Annotated in this window: 13 protein-coding genes and 2 pseudogenes; 12 read left to right on the forward strand and 3 right to left on the reverse strand. The window is 69.5% G+C overall.

The genetic code is table 11. The features are described 5' to 3' along the window. Positions 1-55: 55 nt before the first annotated feature. Genes ACFO8M_RS15185 through ACFO8M_RS15195 form a run of 3 tightly spaced genes read left to right on the forward strand, consistent with a single transcriptional unit; the run spans position 56 to position 2576 of the window. Positions 56-1021 carry a carbohydrate ABC transporter permease gene (locus ACFO8M_RS15185; RefSeq protein ID WP_387976950.1) on the forward strand — a complete coding sequence of 322 codons (966 nt, stop codon included), beginning with the start codon at positions 56-58 and terminating at the stop codon, positions 1019-1021. After that, positions 1018-1878 carry a carbohydrate ABC transporter permease gene (locus ACFO8M_RS15190; protein ID WP_387976954.1) on the forward strand — a complete coding sequence of 287 codons (861 nt, stop codon included), beginning with the start codon at positions 1018-1020 and terminating at the stop codon, positions 1876-1878. Before ACFO8M_RS15185 ends, ACFO8M_RS15190 begins: the two co-directional genes overlap by 4 nt. Beyond that, positions 1875-2576, forward strand: coding sequence for a hypothetical protein (locus ACFO8M_RS15195; protein WP_387976957.1), 702 nt, complete (start codon positions 1875-1877; stop codon positions 2574-2576). Before ACFO8M_RS15190 ends, ACFO8M_RS15195 begins: the two co-directional genes overlap by 4 nt. On the opposite strand, the pseudogene ACFO8M_RS15200 reads toward ACFO8M_RS15195, so the two are convergent. After that, positions 2573-3028 (reverse strand): annotated as a pseudogene (locus ACFO8M_RS15200) (LLM class flavin-dependent oxidoreductase); the annotation flags it as partial. The gene ACFO8M_RS15195 and the pseudogene ACFO8M_RS15200 sit on opposite strands and share 4 nt — an antisense overlap. 124 nt (positions 3029-3152) lie before the next feature. Here ACFO8M_RS15200 and ACFO8M_RS15205 point away from each other — a divergent pair. Together ACFO8M_RS15205 and ACFO8M_RS15210 are read left to right on the forward strand one after the other, a co-directional pair. After that, a pseudogene (locus ACFO8M_RS15205) lies at positions 3153-4183 on the forward strand (aldo/keto reductase). 1 nt (position 4184) lies between these two features. Next, positions 4185-5222, forward strand: a complete 1038-nt coding sequence (locus tag ACFO8M_RS15210; RefSeq protein ID WP_387976960.1) for an LLM class flavin-dependent oxidoreductase — start codon at positions 4185-4187, stop codon at positions 5220-5222. 225 nt (positions 5223-5447) lie between these two features. Here ACFO8M_RS15210 and ACFO8M_RS15215 read toward each other — a convergent pair whose 3' ends face one another. Further along, positions 5448-7163, reverse strand: coding sequence for an RICIN domain-containing protein (locus ACFO8M_RS15215; RefSeq protein WP_387976963.1), 1716 nt, complete (start codon positions 7161-7163; stop codon positions 5448-5450). A 245-nt stretch (positions 7164-7408) separates the two neighbouring features. On the opposite strand from ACFO8M_RS15215, the gene ACFO8M_RS15220 reads away from it, so the two are divergent. The 6 genes from ACFO8M_RS15220 (at position 7409) to ACFO8M_RS15245 (ending at position 14271) form a co-directional block, all read left to right on the forward strand. Continuing rightward, positions 7409-8356, forward strand: coding sequence for a carbohydrate ABC transporter permease (locus tag ACFO8M_RS15220; protein WP_387976966.1), 948 nt, complete (start codon positions 7409-7411; stop codon positions 8354-8356). A gap of 11 nt (positions 8357-8367) precedes the next feature. Continuing rightward, the gene (locus ACFO8M_RS15225; RefSeq protein ID WP_387976969.1) at positions 8368-9183 is read left to right on the forward strand and encodes a carbohydrate ABC transporter permease; all 816 of its coding nucleotides are present in this window, start codon (positions 8368-8370) and stop codon (positions 9181-9183) included. Between the two features lie 38 nt (positions 9184-9221). Beyond that, positions 9222-10544, forward strand: coding sequence for an ABC transporter substrate-binding protein (locus ACFO8M_RS15230; RefSeq protein ID WP_387976972.1), 1323 nt, complete (start codon positions 9222-9224; stop codon positions 10542-10544). 32 nt (positions 10545-10576) lie between these two features. Continuing rightward, positions 10577-11614 (forward strand): LacI family DNA-binding transcriptional regulator, encoded by a 1038-nt coding sequence (locus ACFO8M_RS15235; protein WP_387976975.1) that lies wholly within the window; start codon positions 10577-10579, stop codon positions 11612-11614. 11 nt (positions 11615-11625) lie between these two features. Next, entirely contained in the window at positions 11626-13701 is a 2076-nt protein-coding gene (locus ACFO8M_RS15240) for an alpha-galactosidase (protein WP_387976978.1), read from the forward strand. Positions 13702-13764: 63 nt separating this feature from the next. Next, positions 13765-14271, forward strand: a complete 507-nt coding sequence (locus ACFO8M_RS15245) for a GNAT family N-acetyltransferase (protein WP_387976981.1) — start codon at positions 13765-13767, stop codon at positions 14269-14271. 113 nt (positions 14272-14384) lie between these two features. Here ACFO8M_RS15245 and ACFO8M_RS15250 read toward each other — a convergent pair whose 3' ends face one another. Beyond that, positions 14385-14726 (reverse strand): ArsR/SmtB family transcription factor, encoded by a 342-nt coding sequence (locus ACFO8M_RS15250; RefSeq protein WP_387976984.1) that lies wholly within the window; start codon positions 14724-14726, stop codon positions 14385-14387. 55 nt (positions 14727-14781) lie between these two features. On the opposite strand from ACFO8M_RS15250, the gene ACFO8M_RS15255 reads away from it, so the two are divergent. After that, positions 14782-16644 (forward strand): heavy metal translocating P-type ATPase, encoded by a 1863-nt coding sequence (locus ACFO8M_RS15255; RefSeq protein ID WP_387976987.1) that lies wholly within the window; start codon positions 14782-14784, stop codon positions 16642-16644. Positions 16645-16670: the final 26 nt, after the last annotated feature.

A 16670-nucleotide genomic window follows, 5' to 3' on the forward strand; every position in this document is an offset into this window, starting at 1 on the left:
AGCACCGGCGGCGCCCACCCCGGGGCGCCGCCCGAATCGTCAGAGAGGACGACCAGTGACCGACCAGCGAGTGCTCGAGAAGGCCGCTCCGGCCGAGCCCCCGCCGCCCGCCGTCCGGCCCGCGCCGGGCCGCCGACGCCCCCGGTTCGACCGGCAACGCGTTTCGATGCTCCTGTTCATCGCGCCCGCCGCCATCCTTTACGCGCTCATGATGATCGTGCCCTCACTGCAGTCGATCCAGTTGAGCCTCACCGACTGGGACGGCATCAGCCCCACCTTCGAGTACGTGGGCCTGCGCAACTACGAGGACATCCTCACCGGCGGGCGCTTCTGGAACGCCGTCAAGAACACCCTGATCCTCGGCCTCGGCTCGGCCGTGATCGTCAACGTGATCGCCCTCGCGGTCGCGATGATGCTCGACAAGCTCGAGCACGCCCAGGGCTTCTTCCGCACCATCGTGTACCTCCCCGCCCTGGTCAGCGGCTTCATCGCCGCCACCATCTGGAAGTACGTGCTGAACTACAACTTCGGCGCCGTCAACTCCACGCTCAAGAGCCTCGGCCTGGACGCGCAGACCCGCGACTGGCTGGGCGACCACGACATCGTGATCGGCGTGCTGCTGTTCATCATCTGCTTCACCCTGGGCGGCAACACGACCCTGATCTACCTCGCGAACCTCCAGTCGGTGCCGCAGGAGCTCGTCGAGGCCGCCCGGATCGACGGCGCCTCGCGCACCCAGGTGTTCCGCTACGTCACCTGGCCGATGCTCGCCGGGGCCGTCACCGTCAACATGACGCTCATGATGATCGCCGGATGGACGATCTTCGACCAGATCATGGTGCTCACCATGGGCGGGCCCGGTTTCATCAGCGAGACCATGGCGTTCTTCATCTACAAGGTCGGCTTCGGGGAATACCGCGCGGGATACGGCAGCGCCGCCGCCGTCGTCCTGTTCGTCGTGGTCATGGCGACCACGGTGATCGCCAACCGCTACATGCGCAGCAGGGAGATCCAGGCATGACCGCAGCGAAGCCCAAGCGCGCCAAGGAACGCCGCCGCCTCACCGCCGGCGAGGTCGTCGTCATGGCGGTCCTCTCGATCCTGGTCCTCGCCGTCTCCTTCCCGGTGCTGTACGCGCTGCTGAACTCCTTCCGCGGCTACGCGGACATCACCAAGGACCCGATGGGCCTGCCGACCTCGCTCGACTTCGGCAACTACGTGACCCTCTTCCAGACCACCGAATACGGTGAAGCGCTGCTGAACACCCTGATCATCACGGTCGGGACGCTGTTGATCCTGATGGCCCTGGTCCCCATGGCCGCCTACGGGATCGAACGGGTCGGCGGACGCACCGGCCGGTGGATCTACCTGCTCTTCATCGCCGGGCTCATGATCCCCTTCCAGGTGCGGATGATCCCGCTGGTGACCTCCATGAACGAGGTCGGGCTCTACAGCACCCTGACCAGCGTCATGCTCGTCCACTTCGGCGGGTCCGCCGCCTTCGGCGTGCTCCTCTACTGCAGCTTCATCAAAGGCGTGCCGCGCGAGATCGAGGAGGCCGCGAACATGGACGGCGCGGGCCGCCTGCGCACGTTCTGGTCCATCGTCTTCCCGATGCTCCTGCCGGTGACCTCGGCGTTCGTGATCATCCAGGCCCTCGGCCTCTGGAACGACTTCTTCATCCCGCTGGTGTTCCTCGACGCCTCCTCGGCCGGGACGATCAACGTGGCACTGAGCCGCATGTCCGGGCTCATGGCCTCGCAGTGGGAGCTGATCTACACCGGCGCGATCGTCGCCACGGTGCCGTCGGTGATCCTGTTCGCCGCGTTCCAGCGCTACTTCATCAAGGGCATGTCGATCGGGGCGGTGAAGGGATGAGCGCCACCGGAACCCAGCGGGCGCTGTTCGCCTACGACGGGCGGCTCGCCCGAGCGCTCCTGGCGGTCTTCCAGTTCTTCGCGGTCTCGGCGCTGTTCCTGCTCACCGCACTCCCGGCCCTCGTCCTCGACCAGGCCTCGGGCAGCGTCTCCCACGTCGCGATCTGGCTCGGCGTGCTCGCCGCGCTCCCGATCGGGCCCGGCGCGTACGCGGCCCTGTCGGGCATGCGCGGCTTCATCGCCGAGCGCGGCTACCCCGGATCGCCGTTGCGGCGCTTCGGGAAGGCCTTCGCCGAAGGGACGGTGCGGCTGCGCTGGCTCTGGGCGGGCGGGGCCGGGATCGGCCTGCTGCTGGCGTACAACGCGGCGCTGTACGGCGGCGGCGACGGCGCGTTCCTGGCCGTCTCGGCGGTGGGCGCGCTGGTCGCGGTCGCAGCCATCGCGGTCTGCTGCATTGCGCTGCAAGGCGCTTCAGGTCGGCCTCTGGAAGTTCTCACGCTCGCGCTGCACGCCGCGACGGCCCGCCCGCTGGCCCCGGCCGCCTGGCTGGCCGTGCTCGTCACCGCCTTGGCCGCAACGCAACTGCCGATCTTCGGCACGAATCTCGCGCTGTTCCTCCCAGCCGCAAGCGCATGGGCGATCCTCACGGCCAATCGGCTGGTCGGATTCGACCGCAAGACCGCGGACCTCATCGGCTAGGCGCGCAGCAGCGGCAGGAGCTGCTCGCCCTGGCGTTTGATCTCCGGCGGGTACGGCGTGTCGGAGAGGACGAAGTGGCTGATGCCGAGGGCCTCGTATCTGCGGAGCGACTCGGCGACGTCTTCGGCCGAGCCGACCAGCCAGGTGGTGCCCGCGCCGCCGCCCAATCTCCCTGGGGCCGTGTAGAGGTTGTCGTCGAGCACGTCGCCGCGCGCGGCCAGCTCGTGGAGCCGCCGCTGCCCGGTGGCGGCCCGCCAGTCGTGATCGGGCGCGGTCTTCCCCGCGCTCGCCATCTGCGCCACCTTCGCTTCGGCATCGGCCCACGCCTGCTCGGTGGTGTCGCGGACCAGGGTGGTGACGCGCAGGCCGAACTCCAGCGGCGCGTGCTCGCGGCTCAGTTCGGCACTGAGCCGCTTGAGCCGGTCGATCCGCTCCGCGACGGGCTGTTGTGGCCCTGGACGACGTCGTCGCCGCGGTGGCCGGGGCGGGCCTGGTTCGGATTCGGCAAGGCGGTGCCTCTTCGCCCGCAGTCCCGCCCTCCGCGACCGCGCGAACCGTGGCTGAAAGGCTTCCCCCATGGCACACGGAGCTTTCGAAACCACCTATGCGGCCGCCCCGGACCGGTACGAGCACCTGCCCTACCGGCGGGCCGGCCGCTCCGGGCTCGACCTGCCCGCGCTCTCCCTCGGCCTGTGGCAGCGGTTCGGCACCGACCACGCCTACGCGACCCAGCGCGAGATCATCCTGCACGCCTTCGACCTGGGCATCGTCCACTTCGACAACGCCGACCGGTACGGCCCGCCGCACCGCGCCGCGCAGCAGGTCTTCGGTCAGATCCTCGCCAAGGATCTCGCCCCGTACCGGGACGAGCTGGTCCTCACCACCAAGGCGGGCAACCCGATCGGCCCGAACCCCTACCTCAAGGGCGGCTCTCGCAAGTCACTCCTCGGCTCACTCGACCACAGTCTGCGCGACCTCGGCACCGACTACGTGGACGTCTTCTACCACCACCGCCACGACCCGACCACCCCCATCGAGGAGACCGTCGGCGCCCTCGCCGGCGCCGTGCAGCAGGGCAAGACGCTCTACGTCGGCCTTTCCAACTACGAGCCCGAGCACGCGCACGAGGCCGCTGAACTGCTGCGGCAGGCGGGCGTCCCGCTGCTGGTCCACCAGCCGCGCTACTCCATATTCGACCGCACTCCGGAGATCAACGGCCTGCTCGATCTCGCCGCCCGGGACGAGTTCGGCCTGGTCGTCTACTCGCCGCTCGCGCAAGGGCTCCTCACCGACAAGTACCTCGAGGACATCCCTGCGGACGCCCGTGCCGCGAACAGCGCGTTCCTCTCGCCCGACGTCATCGACGACACCTACCGCAAGCGCGCCTCCGCTCTCAACGACCTCGCGAAGGAACGCGGCCAGTCGCTCGCGCAACTCGCCCTGCAGTGGGTGCTCCGGCGGCCCGAGGTCACCTCGGCGCTCATCGGCGCCAGCTCGACCGCGCAGCTCGACCACAACGTCCAGCCCTCGCCGCCGCGCCGCTGTCCGAAGAGGAACTGGCACTGATCGACGAGCACGGCGTGCACGGCACCGGGCTCAAGGCCTGACATGGGCCCGACCATCGGCGCGGGCATCGCGGACGGCCGACCCTTCCGGTTCGGCTTCCTCCTTCACCTCGACGGCGACCTGCCGCCGGACCGGGCCTACCGGGAGGCGGCCGAGCTGTTCGTCGCCGCAGAGGAACTGGGATTCGACTCGGGTTGGGTCGTTCAGCGCCATTTCCGGCAGGGCGACGTGCAGGTTGCTTCGCCGCTGATGCTGCTGGCCGCGATCGCCGGTCGCACCAATCGGATCAGGCTCGGTGCCAGCGCGCTCGCGCTCCCGCTCGAACACCCGATCAAAGTCGCCGAGGACGCGGCGACGCTCGACGCCTTGAGCGGCGGCCGGGTCGAACTCGGCGTCGGATGGGGGCCCTCCCCGGGCGCATGGGAGGCGTTCGGGAAGGCCTTCGCGCGCAGGCATGTCAGCTTCGAGGCGTCGGTGGTGCGGCTGCACGAGGTGTTGGAAGGCAAGGCGCTCAACAAGCTCGGCGACGTGCTCCACCCGCCCGGGACCGGGTTGCGGCGACGGCTGTGGCGGGCCGTCGGCGGCGAGCCCGACCGGGTGGTCGCGGCGGCCGCCGCCGCGACGGCGGGGGACGGGCTCCAGGTGCCCCGTGCCACCGCCTGGCGCGCCGCCACCGTCCTCGAAGCCCAACGGCGCCAAATCGAGCTGATCGACGCCTACCGCGAGGCTTGGTCCGACGGCACCCGCCCGGCCCGCGTCCAGGTCACCCGCGCCGTCTACCCGCATCCCGACCGCGACGAAGCGCTCAGACTGGTCGTGCCGGGCGTCCGACGGCGCACGCCCGCTGCCGATCTGCCCATCGAGGAGTACCTGGCGCGCGACCCCGTCTTCCTCGGCCCGCCTGACCGGATCGCGAGCGAACTCGCCGCCGACCCGGCGTTGCGGCAGGCCACGGACCTGCTCGTGAGCTTCGCCCCGGGCGTGCCCGATCTCCCCGAACACGTTCGCCTGCTCACCGCGGCCGCGACGGAACTGGCCCCGCGGCTGGGCTGGCGCCCCGCGCTGGAAGGAACCGCATGACCGGCACCCCGACCGCCCGATACGGCGACTCCGACGCGAAACTCGAGGTCGCCAGCGACGTCGTCGGCCTGCTGTCGCGGTGGACAAGCGCATGAGGCGGCGCTCGCACCGGCCGCGTCCGACCCGAGTGAAGTATCGCGGTGACGGCGGGGGAGCAGCGTCCCGACCGACCGCGCTGAAGCCCCGGGCCGGAGTCGCGAAACCCGGCCCGGGGCGCAGTCGTCCTTACTGGAGCGTCCACTGCTGGTTGGTGCGGCCGTGGCAGGTCCAGAGCAGCGCCTTCGCGCCGTTCGCGGTCGAGGCCTGCTCCACGTCCAGGCACAGGCCGGACAATTGGCTGGTGAGGGTGCCGTTGGCGTTGAGGCGCCAGCGCTGGTTGGCCTGGCCGTTGCAGGTCCAGATGATCACGGGTGTGCCCGCGGTCGTCCCGTTCTCATAGGCGTCCAGGCACCGCCGCGTCTGTCCTGAGTACACGCTCAGTTCGCCGTTCGCGGACAGTGTCCAGCGCTGGTTGGCCTGGCCGTTGCAGGTCCACAGCGCCAGTTGCGTTCCCGCGGTCGTCGAGGACTCGGGCACGTCCAGGCACTTGCCCGCACCGACCGAGCGGAGGGCGCCGGTGGTGTCGCCGCCGGTCGACCCGCCCGCCGTCAGCACGAGGCGATAGGCGCCCAGGTAGTCCTGGTTGTTCACCGGGACGCTGACGCTGCCGTTCGTGACGTTGAAGGTCTGGCTGAAGATCCGGGTCGGGCCGCTGACGTTGGTGGTCCTGCCCGATCCGGGGATGTACTCGAGGGTGCCGGTCACCGTGGAGCCGAGGGCGCCCAGGCCGTTGACCTGCACGGTGTTGTTCCCGGCTTCGCCGGCGAAGACGACGCTCACTTCCTTCTTGGCGGAGTCGTAGGAGGCGACGCCGTCGTTGTAGGTCGTCGGGTCGACGTCGACGATGCTGCCGGACTGCTCCGCGTACCACTTGTACATCCAGTAGGAAGCGGTCGGCTGGTTGTTGTGCAAGAGCCCGTTGAGGGTTCCGGCCTCGTACCAGAACGCGCGCTCGGCGTCGCGCACGCCGGAGCGCTCGAACTGGGCGACGTAGTGGTTGACGGTGCTCGGCACGTCGATCTCGCCGGTCCCGGCGTATTCGTTGATGGAGATCGGCAGCGGGCCGATGCCGAGGGACCGTTCGAGGGCGCGGTAGGCGGCGACGTGGTCGTCGACGTTCTGCCAGCCCGACAGCTCGTGCCAGGAGATGACCTGCGGGACGGTGCCTGAAGCCTTGGCCGCGTTGAGGAAGTTCCTCATGCCGGCCTCGTTCCAGTGCGAGGTGCTCGGGCCCATGATCGGGGTCGTCGGGTCGCTCGCGCGGATCCGGTCGTAGGTGCGCTCCCATCCGGCGTTGAAGGAGCCCGCCGAACTCGGCCAGGTCCAGTCCGGTTCGTTCCACGGCTCCCACGCGGTCACATTGGTGATGTCCGGGCGGGCCTCGAGGTCGGCGATCATCCGGTCGACCCGGCCGAGCCAGTCGTCCCAGCCGAACCACTGGTAGGGGAAGCCGGGGAGCGAGTCGGCCATGTCGACGGTGATGTCGGCCCCGGCCGCCATCGCGTTCCCGGCGATGTCCAGGGTGTCGCCGATCGGTTCGGTCTCCCCGTTGGGGATGTGGTCGTGGTTCGGCGGCGGCTGGCGGAGGGTGTTGAGGCCCAAGGGCATCAACAGGCCCACCGGCGGCTTGTCCGCAGTGGACAGGCCGTACAGCATGCCGTTGCCGACCTGGGTGACCGGGCGGATCGTCGAGCCCGCGTTCACCACGAGGACGCTCTGCGCCTCGACTTGTGCTTGCGAGGCGAGGGTGCCGGTGAACAGGGAGGCGATCAGCGCCAGCGCGGCGGCGAGCACGCCGAGCGTGCGCCGGCGGCGCCGGGTGAACAGGGGAGGAGCGGTCATCGCGGACTGCCTTTCGATGGGGGAGTGAAGACTGTTAGCGCTAACTGATTCTCAGGGTAGAGCGACCGGCGATCATCGGTCAAGGGCCGCATCCGTGCAAAGATGGCCAAAGCAACCGCATTTACCTGTGAGAACACCAGATAAATATTGATACGTGGAAATATTCATTTCCGTCCTTGACGCGATGCACCCGTGAGCGCTAACATTTGTTCGCATCCAGACCCTACGCGAGAAGTCAGGTGCCCATGACAGATCTTCTCGACACCGAACCGCGTTCCGAGTCCGCGAGCGCACGCCGCAAGCCACCGCATCGGCGACGACGACCGCGCGCGACGATCGAGGCCTACGCGATGCTCGCCCCGAGCATCCTCGGCTTCGCGGTCTTCCTCATCGCGCCGATCGTGATCGTCGTCCTCCTGAGCTTCTTCGACTGGAACCTCCTGTCCGACCCCGAGTTCATCGGCCTCGAGAACTACCGCCAGCTGGCCGGGGACGAGCGGGCGCTCCGATCGATCGGCAACACGTTCTACTACGTGCTGCTCAACATCCCCGTCCAGACCGCGCTGGCCCTCCTGCTCGCGCTCGCGCTGAACTCGAAGATCAAAGCCCGCAACGCCTTTCGCGTGATCTACGTGCTGCCGTGGATGGCGATGCCGGTGGCGCTCGGCGTGATCTGGCGGTGGGTCTTCGACCCGACCTACGGAGCGCTGAACCGCTTCCTCGGCCTGTTCGGGATCGACGGGGCCGCCTGGCTGACCGACTCGACCTGGGCCATGCCCGTGATCGCCTCGGTCAACGTCTGGCAGTACACCGGCTACACGATGCTGTTCTTCCTCGCCGGGCTCCAGGCGATCCCCGCCCAGCTCTACGAGGCGGCCGATGTGGACGGTGCGTCGCCGCTGTACCGGTTCTTCAAGATCACGCTGCCGCTGCTGCGCCCGGCGATGCTGTTCGTGCTCATCACCAGCGTCATCGGCTCGTTCCAGGTCTTCGACACCATCCACGTGATGACCGCGGGCGGCCCGGCCGGGTCCACCGCGACGCTGAACTACCAGATCTACCTGGAGTCCTTCACCCAGCGCAACGCGGGCTACGCCTCGATGCTCGCGGTGGTCCTCTTCGCGATCATCGCGCTCATCACCTTGACGCAGGCCGCGTTCTTCCGCAAGCGCACCACCTACGACTTCAGTTAGGGGCCAACCGCATGAAGAAGCTCCCGCTCTACCTGGTCCTCGTCGCCGGCGCGCTGATCTCGGTCGGCCCGTACCTGATGACCCTGAACGCCGCGTTCAAGTCCAAACAGGAGATCCTCACCTCCGAGCCGTGGGCGCTCCCGGCGAACCCGATCGTGTCGAACTTCGGCGAGGTCTGGAGCCGGTACGACTTCGCCACGTTCGTCGTCAACTCATGTGTCGTGGCCGTGGCGGTCACCATCGGGCAGCTCGTGTTCTCCACGCTCGCCGCCTACGCGTTCGCGCGCCTCGACTTCCCCGGCCGCGACCAGCTGTTCTGGGCCTACATCGCGACCCTGATGGTCCCGCAGATCGTGACGCTGGTGCCCACCTTCATCATCGTGCGCGAACTCGGCCTGGTCGACACGCACGTGGGCCTGATCCTGCCGTTCGTGTTCGGCTTCCTCATGCCGTACGGGGTGTTCCTGGTGCGCCAGTACTTCAAGACCATCCCCGAGTCGATCGAGCACGCCGCCCGCATCGACGGGGCCGGGACGTTCACGATCCTGTGGCGCGTCATGGTCCCCATGGCGAAGCCGATCCTCGGCACGCTCGCGATCATCAGTTTCGTCAACACCTGGAACAACCTCTTGTGGCCCTTGATCATCACGCACTCGGAGTCCACAAGGCTCATCACGCGCGGCATCGCCCAGATGCAGAGCCAGTTCAACCAGGAGTACCACCTCATCCTGGCCGCCTCCACCATGGCGCTCCTCCCGCTGGTCGTCGTGTTCCTGATCTTCCAGCGCCACATCGTCCGCTCCATCGCCCTGAGCGGCATGAAATGACAGCCCGGCAACCCTCTCAAAGACGAAAGGCAAGCAGGATGAACAAAACGCGCTCGGCGGCCCTCGCCGCCCTCGCTCTCGCCCTCCCAGCCGGACTCGCCGCCTGCGGCGGGGACGACGGCGGACCGGTGACGCTGCGCTACGCCTTCTGGGACGACAACCAGCGGCCCGCACTGGAGGCCATGATCGCGGCCTTCAACGAGGACCACCCCGACATCGAGGTGGAGCTCGAGCAGAACCCCTGGGAGGACTACTGGCCCGGCCTCGACAGCCAGTTCGCCGCCGAGGACGCCCCCGACGTGTTCTGGAACCACGTCTCCCGCTTCCCGACCTACGCCGACAACGGCGTCCTGCTCCCCATCACCGACTACCTCGAAGAGGACGGCGTCGACGCCTCGATCTACCCCGAGAGCCTCTACGACTCTTGGCAGTTCGAGGACGACCAGTACGGCCTGCCGAAGGACTGGGACTCGATCGCCCTGGTCTACCGCCTCGACGCGCTCGAGGCCGCCGGGATCGACCCGGCCACCGTGAACGACCTCGAATGGAATCCCGTCGACGGCGGCACCTATGTGGAGTTCCTCCAGAAGCTCACCGTCGACGCCGACGGCGACAACGCTCTGAGCCCGGACTTCGACCCCGAGAACGTGGTCCAGTACGGCACGGCCATGGCCTCCTCCACCGGCCAGACCGACTGGTGGAACTACGCGGTCCAGAACGGCTGCTCGCTCCAGACCGAACCCTGGGGCGACTACGCCATCGACGCCCCCGAATGCGTTGAGGCCCTGCAGTTCACCGCCGACCTCTACAACAAGTGGCACGTTGCCGTCCCGGCCGAATCGACCAACCAGCCCAACGGCGGCGTCCCCGGCGACTACGTGGTCCCCGGCCAGGCCGCGACCACGCTCGACGGCTCGTGGATGCTCAGCTTCTACCGCGACGGCCTGGAGCCCGGCTCCTGGGCGGTGGCCGACAACCCGTCCGGCCCGGTCGGCTCCGGCACCGTCATCAACGGCCTGTCCAACGCGATCTACGCGGGCACCGAGCACCCCGACGAGGCCTGGGAACTGGTCAAGTTCCTCGGTTCCGAAGAGGCCCAAGCGATCGCCACCGACATGGGTTCGGTCTGGCCGGGCGTCACCTCCCTCAACCAGGGCTTCGCCGACTACTGGGCGGGCGAGGGCATCGACGTGACGGGCTTCCAGACCGCCGCCGAGGGCACCACCATCGGCTACCCGTTGTCGATGAACGACGCCGCCTTCGGCACCGCCGCGCTCGACGAGTTCAATCAGGTCTGGCTGGGGCAGAAGGACGCCCAAGCCGCGGCCGAGGCGGTCGTCGAGCTCGCCAACGCCGAATGACCCAACGACTTCCTGGAAGGTGACCGACCGCCATGAGCGCCGCCGAACCCAAACCCGTGAGCATGTTCGACGTGGCGAGACGTGCCGGGGTGTCGCACCAGACCGTCTCGCGAGTCGTCAACGACGCGCCGATGGTCGCCGCGGCCACCCGGGCCAAGGTCAAGGCCGCGATCGCCGACCTGGGCTACCGGCCCAACCGGTCGGCGCGAACCCTCGCCGGCGGCACCGTGCGGTCGGTCACCGTCTTCACCTTCGACACCTCCCTGTACGGCACGGCCGAGACGCTGCGCGGCATAGAGGACGCCGCCAGCGCCGCCGGCTTCACCGTCCTGGTCTCCGTGCTCGATCCCGAGCAGACCTACACCGAGGGCGACATCCTCGGCCGCCTCTCCCACGACGGCGCCCCCGCGATCGTCATCGCCCACGATGAGACCACGCACCGGGCCCGGCGCATCCTCAGGAAGGCCCAGCCGGGCGCGGTCGTCGCCACCGGCGACGACATGCTCCTCGCCGAGCCCGACGCCGACGACTGGCTCGTCCCGCTCGACGACCGCCTCGTCGCCAAGCGGGCGACGAAATACCTGCTGTCGATGGGGCACCGGACGGTCCACTACCTCGCCATGCCGGGCAAGGCGAGGCGCCAGGACGGCTGGTCCGAGGCCCTCGTCGAAGCCGGGATCGAACCGCACGAAGTGGTCCGATCGGGCTGGACGATCGGTTCCGCGGCCGCGGCCGCGGCCGGGCTCGTCGCCGACCCCGAGGTCACCGCGATCATGTGCGGCAACGACGACCTCGCCTTCGGCGTCCTCCACGCCGCCCACCACGCCGGGCGCAGCATCCCCGGCGACCTGAGCGTCATCGGCTGCGACGACAGCCCGATGGCCGCCTACCACGTACCAGGTCTGACCACTGTGGACCTCGATTTCCGCGGGGTCGGCCGCAGCGCCTTCGAACTGCTCCGGCAGCGGCTCGAAGGCGGCCCCAAACCCCGTCCCGCGTGGCGGTCACCAGAACTGATCGTCCGCGAGACCTCCGGTCCCCCTCGGCAACGAGGGCCACACCCGCTGTGAAAGGAAACTGAATGCCAGCACGCGACACGCGCCTCTGGTCCATCGACACGCCGAACACGAGCTACGTCGTGACCGTGGACGAACACGACCGGCTCCGCGGCCTCCACTGGGGACCCAGGCTGAGCCCCGAGCAGGCGCTGGCCCTCCTCGACCTGCCGGAGTCCCCGTTCCGGCCGGTCGTGGGCCGCGAGCCCCGTTTCGACCTCGGCGCGGGATCGGCGTTCCAATACGGCCACAACGGCGTCCAGGTCCGCTTCGCCGACGGCACGCGCGACCTCGAACTCGTCTTCGCCGAGGCGATCGAGGAGGAAGGCGACCTGACCTTCGTCTTCACCGACCGGCACTATCCGCTCGAAGTGCGCACCCGCTACCGCAGCCACCCCGGCACCGACGTCATCGAACGCACACTCGCCCTGCGCAACACCGGCACCGAGCAGATCGAGGTCGTCCGGGCGGACTCGGCGACCTGGGTCGTGCCCGGACTCGACACCCCGCGTCTGAGCCAGCTCCACGGTGAGTGGGGCGCCGAAACGCAGCTCACGCGCACCACGATTCCTCACGGCGAGACCGTGATCGGCTCCCGGCGCGGTATCACGAGCCACCAGGCGAATCCGTGGGTCGTCATCGACGACGGCGCGGCCACGGAGACGTCGGGCCCGGTCTGGTCGACCGCGCTCGCCTGGAGCGGCACCTGGCGCATCACCGTCGAGAAGGGCCCGACGGGCAGCGTCGTCGTCTCCGTCGGCTTCGGCCACGACCCGATCGCGATCCGCCTGGGCGGCGGCGAGACGCTCGAGACCCCGATCGCGGCCGGGCTCCATACCGCAGGCGGATTCGCGTCGGCCGCAAGCGCGTGGCACGACTACGCACTCGCGCATGTCCTACCGCACCCCGAAGAGGTCCGCCCGATCCTCTACAACTCCTGGGAGGCCACGGAGTTCGACTTCACCGCCGAGGACCAGATGCGGCTGGCCGACCGGGCCGCGGCGATGGGCTGCGAGCTGTTCGTCATGGACGACGGCTGGTTCGGTGCGCGCGTCAACGACCGGGCGGGGCTCGGCGACTGGACCCCGAACCCCGACCGCTTCCCCGACGGCTTGGGGCCCTTGATCAAGCACGTTCACGGCAACGGGATGCGGTTCGGCATCTGGGTCGAACCGGAGATGGTCAACCCCGATTCGGACCTGTACCGGGCCCACCCCGACTGGGTCTACCACCAGCCGCACCGCCGCCGCAGCGAAGTGCGGCAGCAACTGGTGCTGAACCTGGCCCGCCCCGATGTGGCCGACTACATTCACGCCCGCCTCGACGAGCTGCTGAGCGAGAACGAGATCGACTTCGTCAAGTGGGACATGAACCGGCCCTTCACCGAGGCGGGCTGGCCCGGCTCGGACGACCCGGACCGGCTCTGGTTCGACCACACCCGCAACCTCTATGCGATCCTCGACCGGCTCCGCGCCGACCATCCTGCCTTGCGGATCGAGTCGTGCTCCTCCGGCGGCGGACGCGTCGACTTCGGCATGCTGCGCCGCACCGACCAGGTGTGGATCTCGGACAACACCGATGCGGTGGACCGGATCGCGATCCAGGACGGCTTCGCGCAGGTCTATCCCGCCCGGGTCATGGGCGCGTGGGTCACCGACTCGCCGAACCCGTTGACCCGCAGGGAGGTGCCGCTCGACTTCCGCTTCCACGTCGCGATGGCGGGAGTGCTCGCCGTCGGCGGGGACCTGCGGATCTGGAGCGATGAGGACCAGGCGCGCGGCGCGGAGCTGGTGTCCGACTACAAGCGGATCCGCCCCGCAGTGCAGCTCGGACGGCGCCAACCGCTGCGAGCCGGGGCCGTCACGGGCGTCCAGTACGACCGGGGCGACCAGACGGTGGTCCTGGTCTGGCGCAAGGCCCGGTCGTTCGCCTACCCCGACCCGCTGCTCAAGCTCCACGGGCTCGATCCCGATGCCCGCTACCGCGACGGGCGCACCGGCCGCGTCCACCACGGCGCGATCCTCGCGACGCACGGCCTCGAACTGGGCCTCGACCCGGCCGACTACGCCTCGGCGATGATCGAGCTGACGAGGCTCCCGTAACCGGACCCGGTGGCGGCGGCCATTTCGCTTGCCGCCACCGGGCCGGTCCCGCACACTGTCCCGATGCGCATTCGAGCCGTCGCCGCCGCCGAACTCCCACTCCTCCAGGACATCGAACGGGCCGCAGGGGAGTGCTTCCACGACATCGGCATGCCCGAGATCGCGACCGACGAGCCGCTCAGCCTGGACGAACTCGCCCGCTACCGGCGAGCCGACCTGGCCTGGGCGGCAGTCGACGACGAGGACCGGCCGGTCGCCTACCTCATCGCCGAGCCGGTCGACGACGCGCTCCACATTGAGCAGGTCTCGGTGCATCCCGATTGGGCGCACCGCCGCATCGGCCGCGACCTGATCGAGCACGCGGCCGCCCGCGCCGCCGCCGACGGCCTGGACTCGCTGACCCTGACCACGTTCACCGAGGTCCCCTGGAACGCCCCCTACTACGCCCGTTGCGGATTCGTCCCGATCGCCCCGGGCGACCTCACTCCCGGCCTTCAGAAGATCCGCGACCACGAAGCCGCCCACGGCCTCGACCGCTGGCCCCGCACCTGTATGCGCCGCGCGCTCTAGGGCCGGCCGAGCGTCGCCGGTCATTCCGGGAAATGGCCGCTCTGGAAGGGACACAACGGCATCACCGCGGGTTGCGGAACGAGCGGCGCGCGGTCGGACTCGCCGCGGCAGCGTCAGGACTCCGCGGGACTCGCTGTGCCGGTGACGAGGGCGGCGTGGGAGAGGACCTGTTCGAGAAGCGGCTCGATGTGGTGGTCGGCCGCCGAGTAGTAGACGAAGGTGCCCTCGCGCCGAGTGGTGACCAGCCCGGCGAGGCGGAGCTTGGCCAGGTGCTGGCTGACGGCGGTGGGGCGGGCGCCGGTGAGTTCGGCGAGGCAGGCGACGTTCTCCTCGCCTTGCAGGAGCGCCCACATGAGCTTGAGGCGGGTCGGGTCGGCGAGCATGCGCAGCGCGTCTGCGGCGACGCGGGCCTGCTCGTCGCCCGGCATCTTGAAGTCCTCGATCCCCTCGTGCATGGGCCCAGCTTACCCGTCTCACTATCTGCGTATCTGCGAATATAAGATGATGCGCATGTTCACGAGCATGTTCCGGTTGCCGGACGTCCGCTGGGCCGCCGCGGCACTCGCCCTGTTCGCCGCGGGCGGCCTCACTCAGCTGGCCGGCGCCCCCATGTGGGTCTGGCTGCCCGCCTACCTCGCCTGCTACGCGACCGGCGGCTGGGGCCCGGCCTGGGACGGCCTGACCGCACTTCGCAAGCCGCGCTTCGAAGTCGACCTCCTCATGGTCATCGCGGCCGTCGCCGCCGCCGCGATCGGCCAGTGGTTCGACGGGGCCCTGCTCATCGTCATCTTCGCGACCTCCGGCGCCCTCGAAGCCGTCCTGACCGAACGCACCGCCGACTCCGTGCGCAGCCTCCTCGAACACGCGCCCGATCAAGCCGTGCGGATGGTCGACGGCCGCGAGGCGACCGTGGACGCCGCCACGCTGGTTCCCGGCGACCTGGTGCTGGTCCGCCCCGGCGAACGCGTCCCGGCCGACGGCACCATCACCGCAGGCGAGTCTGAAGTGGATGAATCCACGCTCACCGGTGAGGCCCTGCCCGGACGCAAAGCCCCCGGATCACAGGTCCTGGCCGGTACCGGGAACGGCACCGGCGCACTGGAAGTGCGGGTGGACCGCTCCAGCGCCGACTCCGTGCTCGCCCGCATCGCCCGCCAAGTCGAGGAGGCCTCCGAGGCGAAGTCCAAGACGCAGTTGACCATCGAGCGGGTCGAGCAGCCCTACTCGCTCGCCGTGGTCGCCGCGACCCTCGCTCTCATCGGCATCCCGCTCGCCTTCGGCGCGGCCTTCGAACCGACCCTGCTGCGCGCCATGACGTTCATGATCGTCGCCAGCCCCTGCGCGATCGTCCTCGCGACCATGCCGCCGCTGCTGGCCGCCGTCGCCCTCGCCGGGAGGCAGGGCGTGCTCGTCAAGAGCGCCTTGATGATGGAACGCCTGGCCGAGATCGACCGGGCCGCGTTCGACAAGACCGGAACGCTCACCACCGGCCGACCCGAGGTCGAACGGATCGTCGCCTTCGAAGTCGACGAAACGCGACTGCGCCGACTCACGGCCGGCGCCGAATCCCGATCCGAGCACCCGATCGGCCGCGTCCTCGCCGACCTCGACGACTTCGCCGACGCGACCGAGTTCCAGGCGATGCCCGGCAGGGGCGTTCGGGCCGTGGTCGACGGCGTCGAAGTCCTTGTCGGCCACCCGATCCTGCTCGACAGCGCCGCGGCCGGTGCCGACGACGACGCGAAGGCCCGCGAGACCGTGGGGGAGTTCGAGACCGAAGGCCTCACCGTGGCCGTGGTGATCGCGGACAAGCGCCCCATCGGCGTGATCGGACTCTCCGACACCGTCAGGCCCGATGCCGCACATGCGATCACCGCACTGACGGTACAGCTCGGCACCGACCCGCGAATCCTCACCGGCGACCACTCGGCGGCAGCGTGCCGGGTCGCCGAAGCGGTCGGCATCCGCGATGTGGAAGCCGCCCTCCTGCCGGGGGACAAGGCCGACCGCCTCGCCGGGACCCGGACCCTCTACATCGGCGACGGCATCAACGACGCGCCCGCGCTGGCCGCGTCCCATGTCGGCGCGGCCATGGGCGGCACCGCCTCCGACCTCGCGCTGCAATCGGCCGACATGGTCCTGGTCGGCCGGCGCCTCACCGCACTGCCCGCCGCGATCGACTTGGCGCGCAAAGCGAGGCGCGTAGCCCGCGTGAACCTGGCGTTCGCCGCCACCGTCATCGCGGTCCTCGCCGCCTGGGACCTGTGCGGCGAGCTGCCCCTCGTCTTCGGCGTCGCCGGGCACGAGCTCTCGACGGTGATCGTGGGCCTCAACGGCCTGCGCCTGCTGAGCCGCCGCCACTGGAGGGAGTGAGCGGGAGGCGACCGGCACCTGGCAGC

It is taken from the genome of Glycomyces rhizosphaerae, from assembly GCF_042647865.1.
Taxonomy (GTDB): domain Bacteria; phylum Actinomycetota; class Actinomycetes; order Mycobacteriales; family Micromonosporaceae; genus Glycomyces; species Glycomyces rhizosphaerae.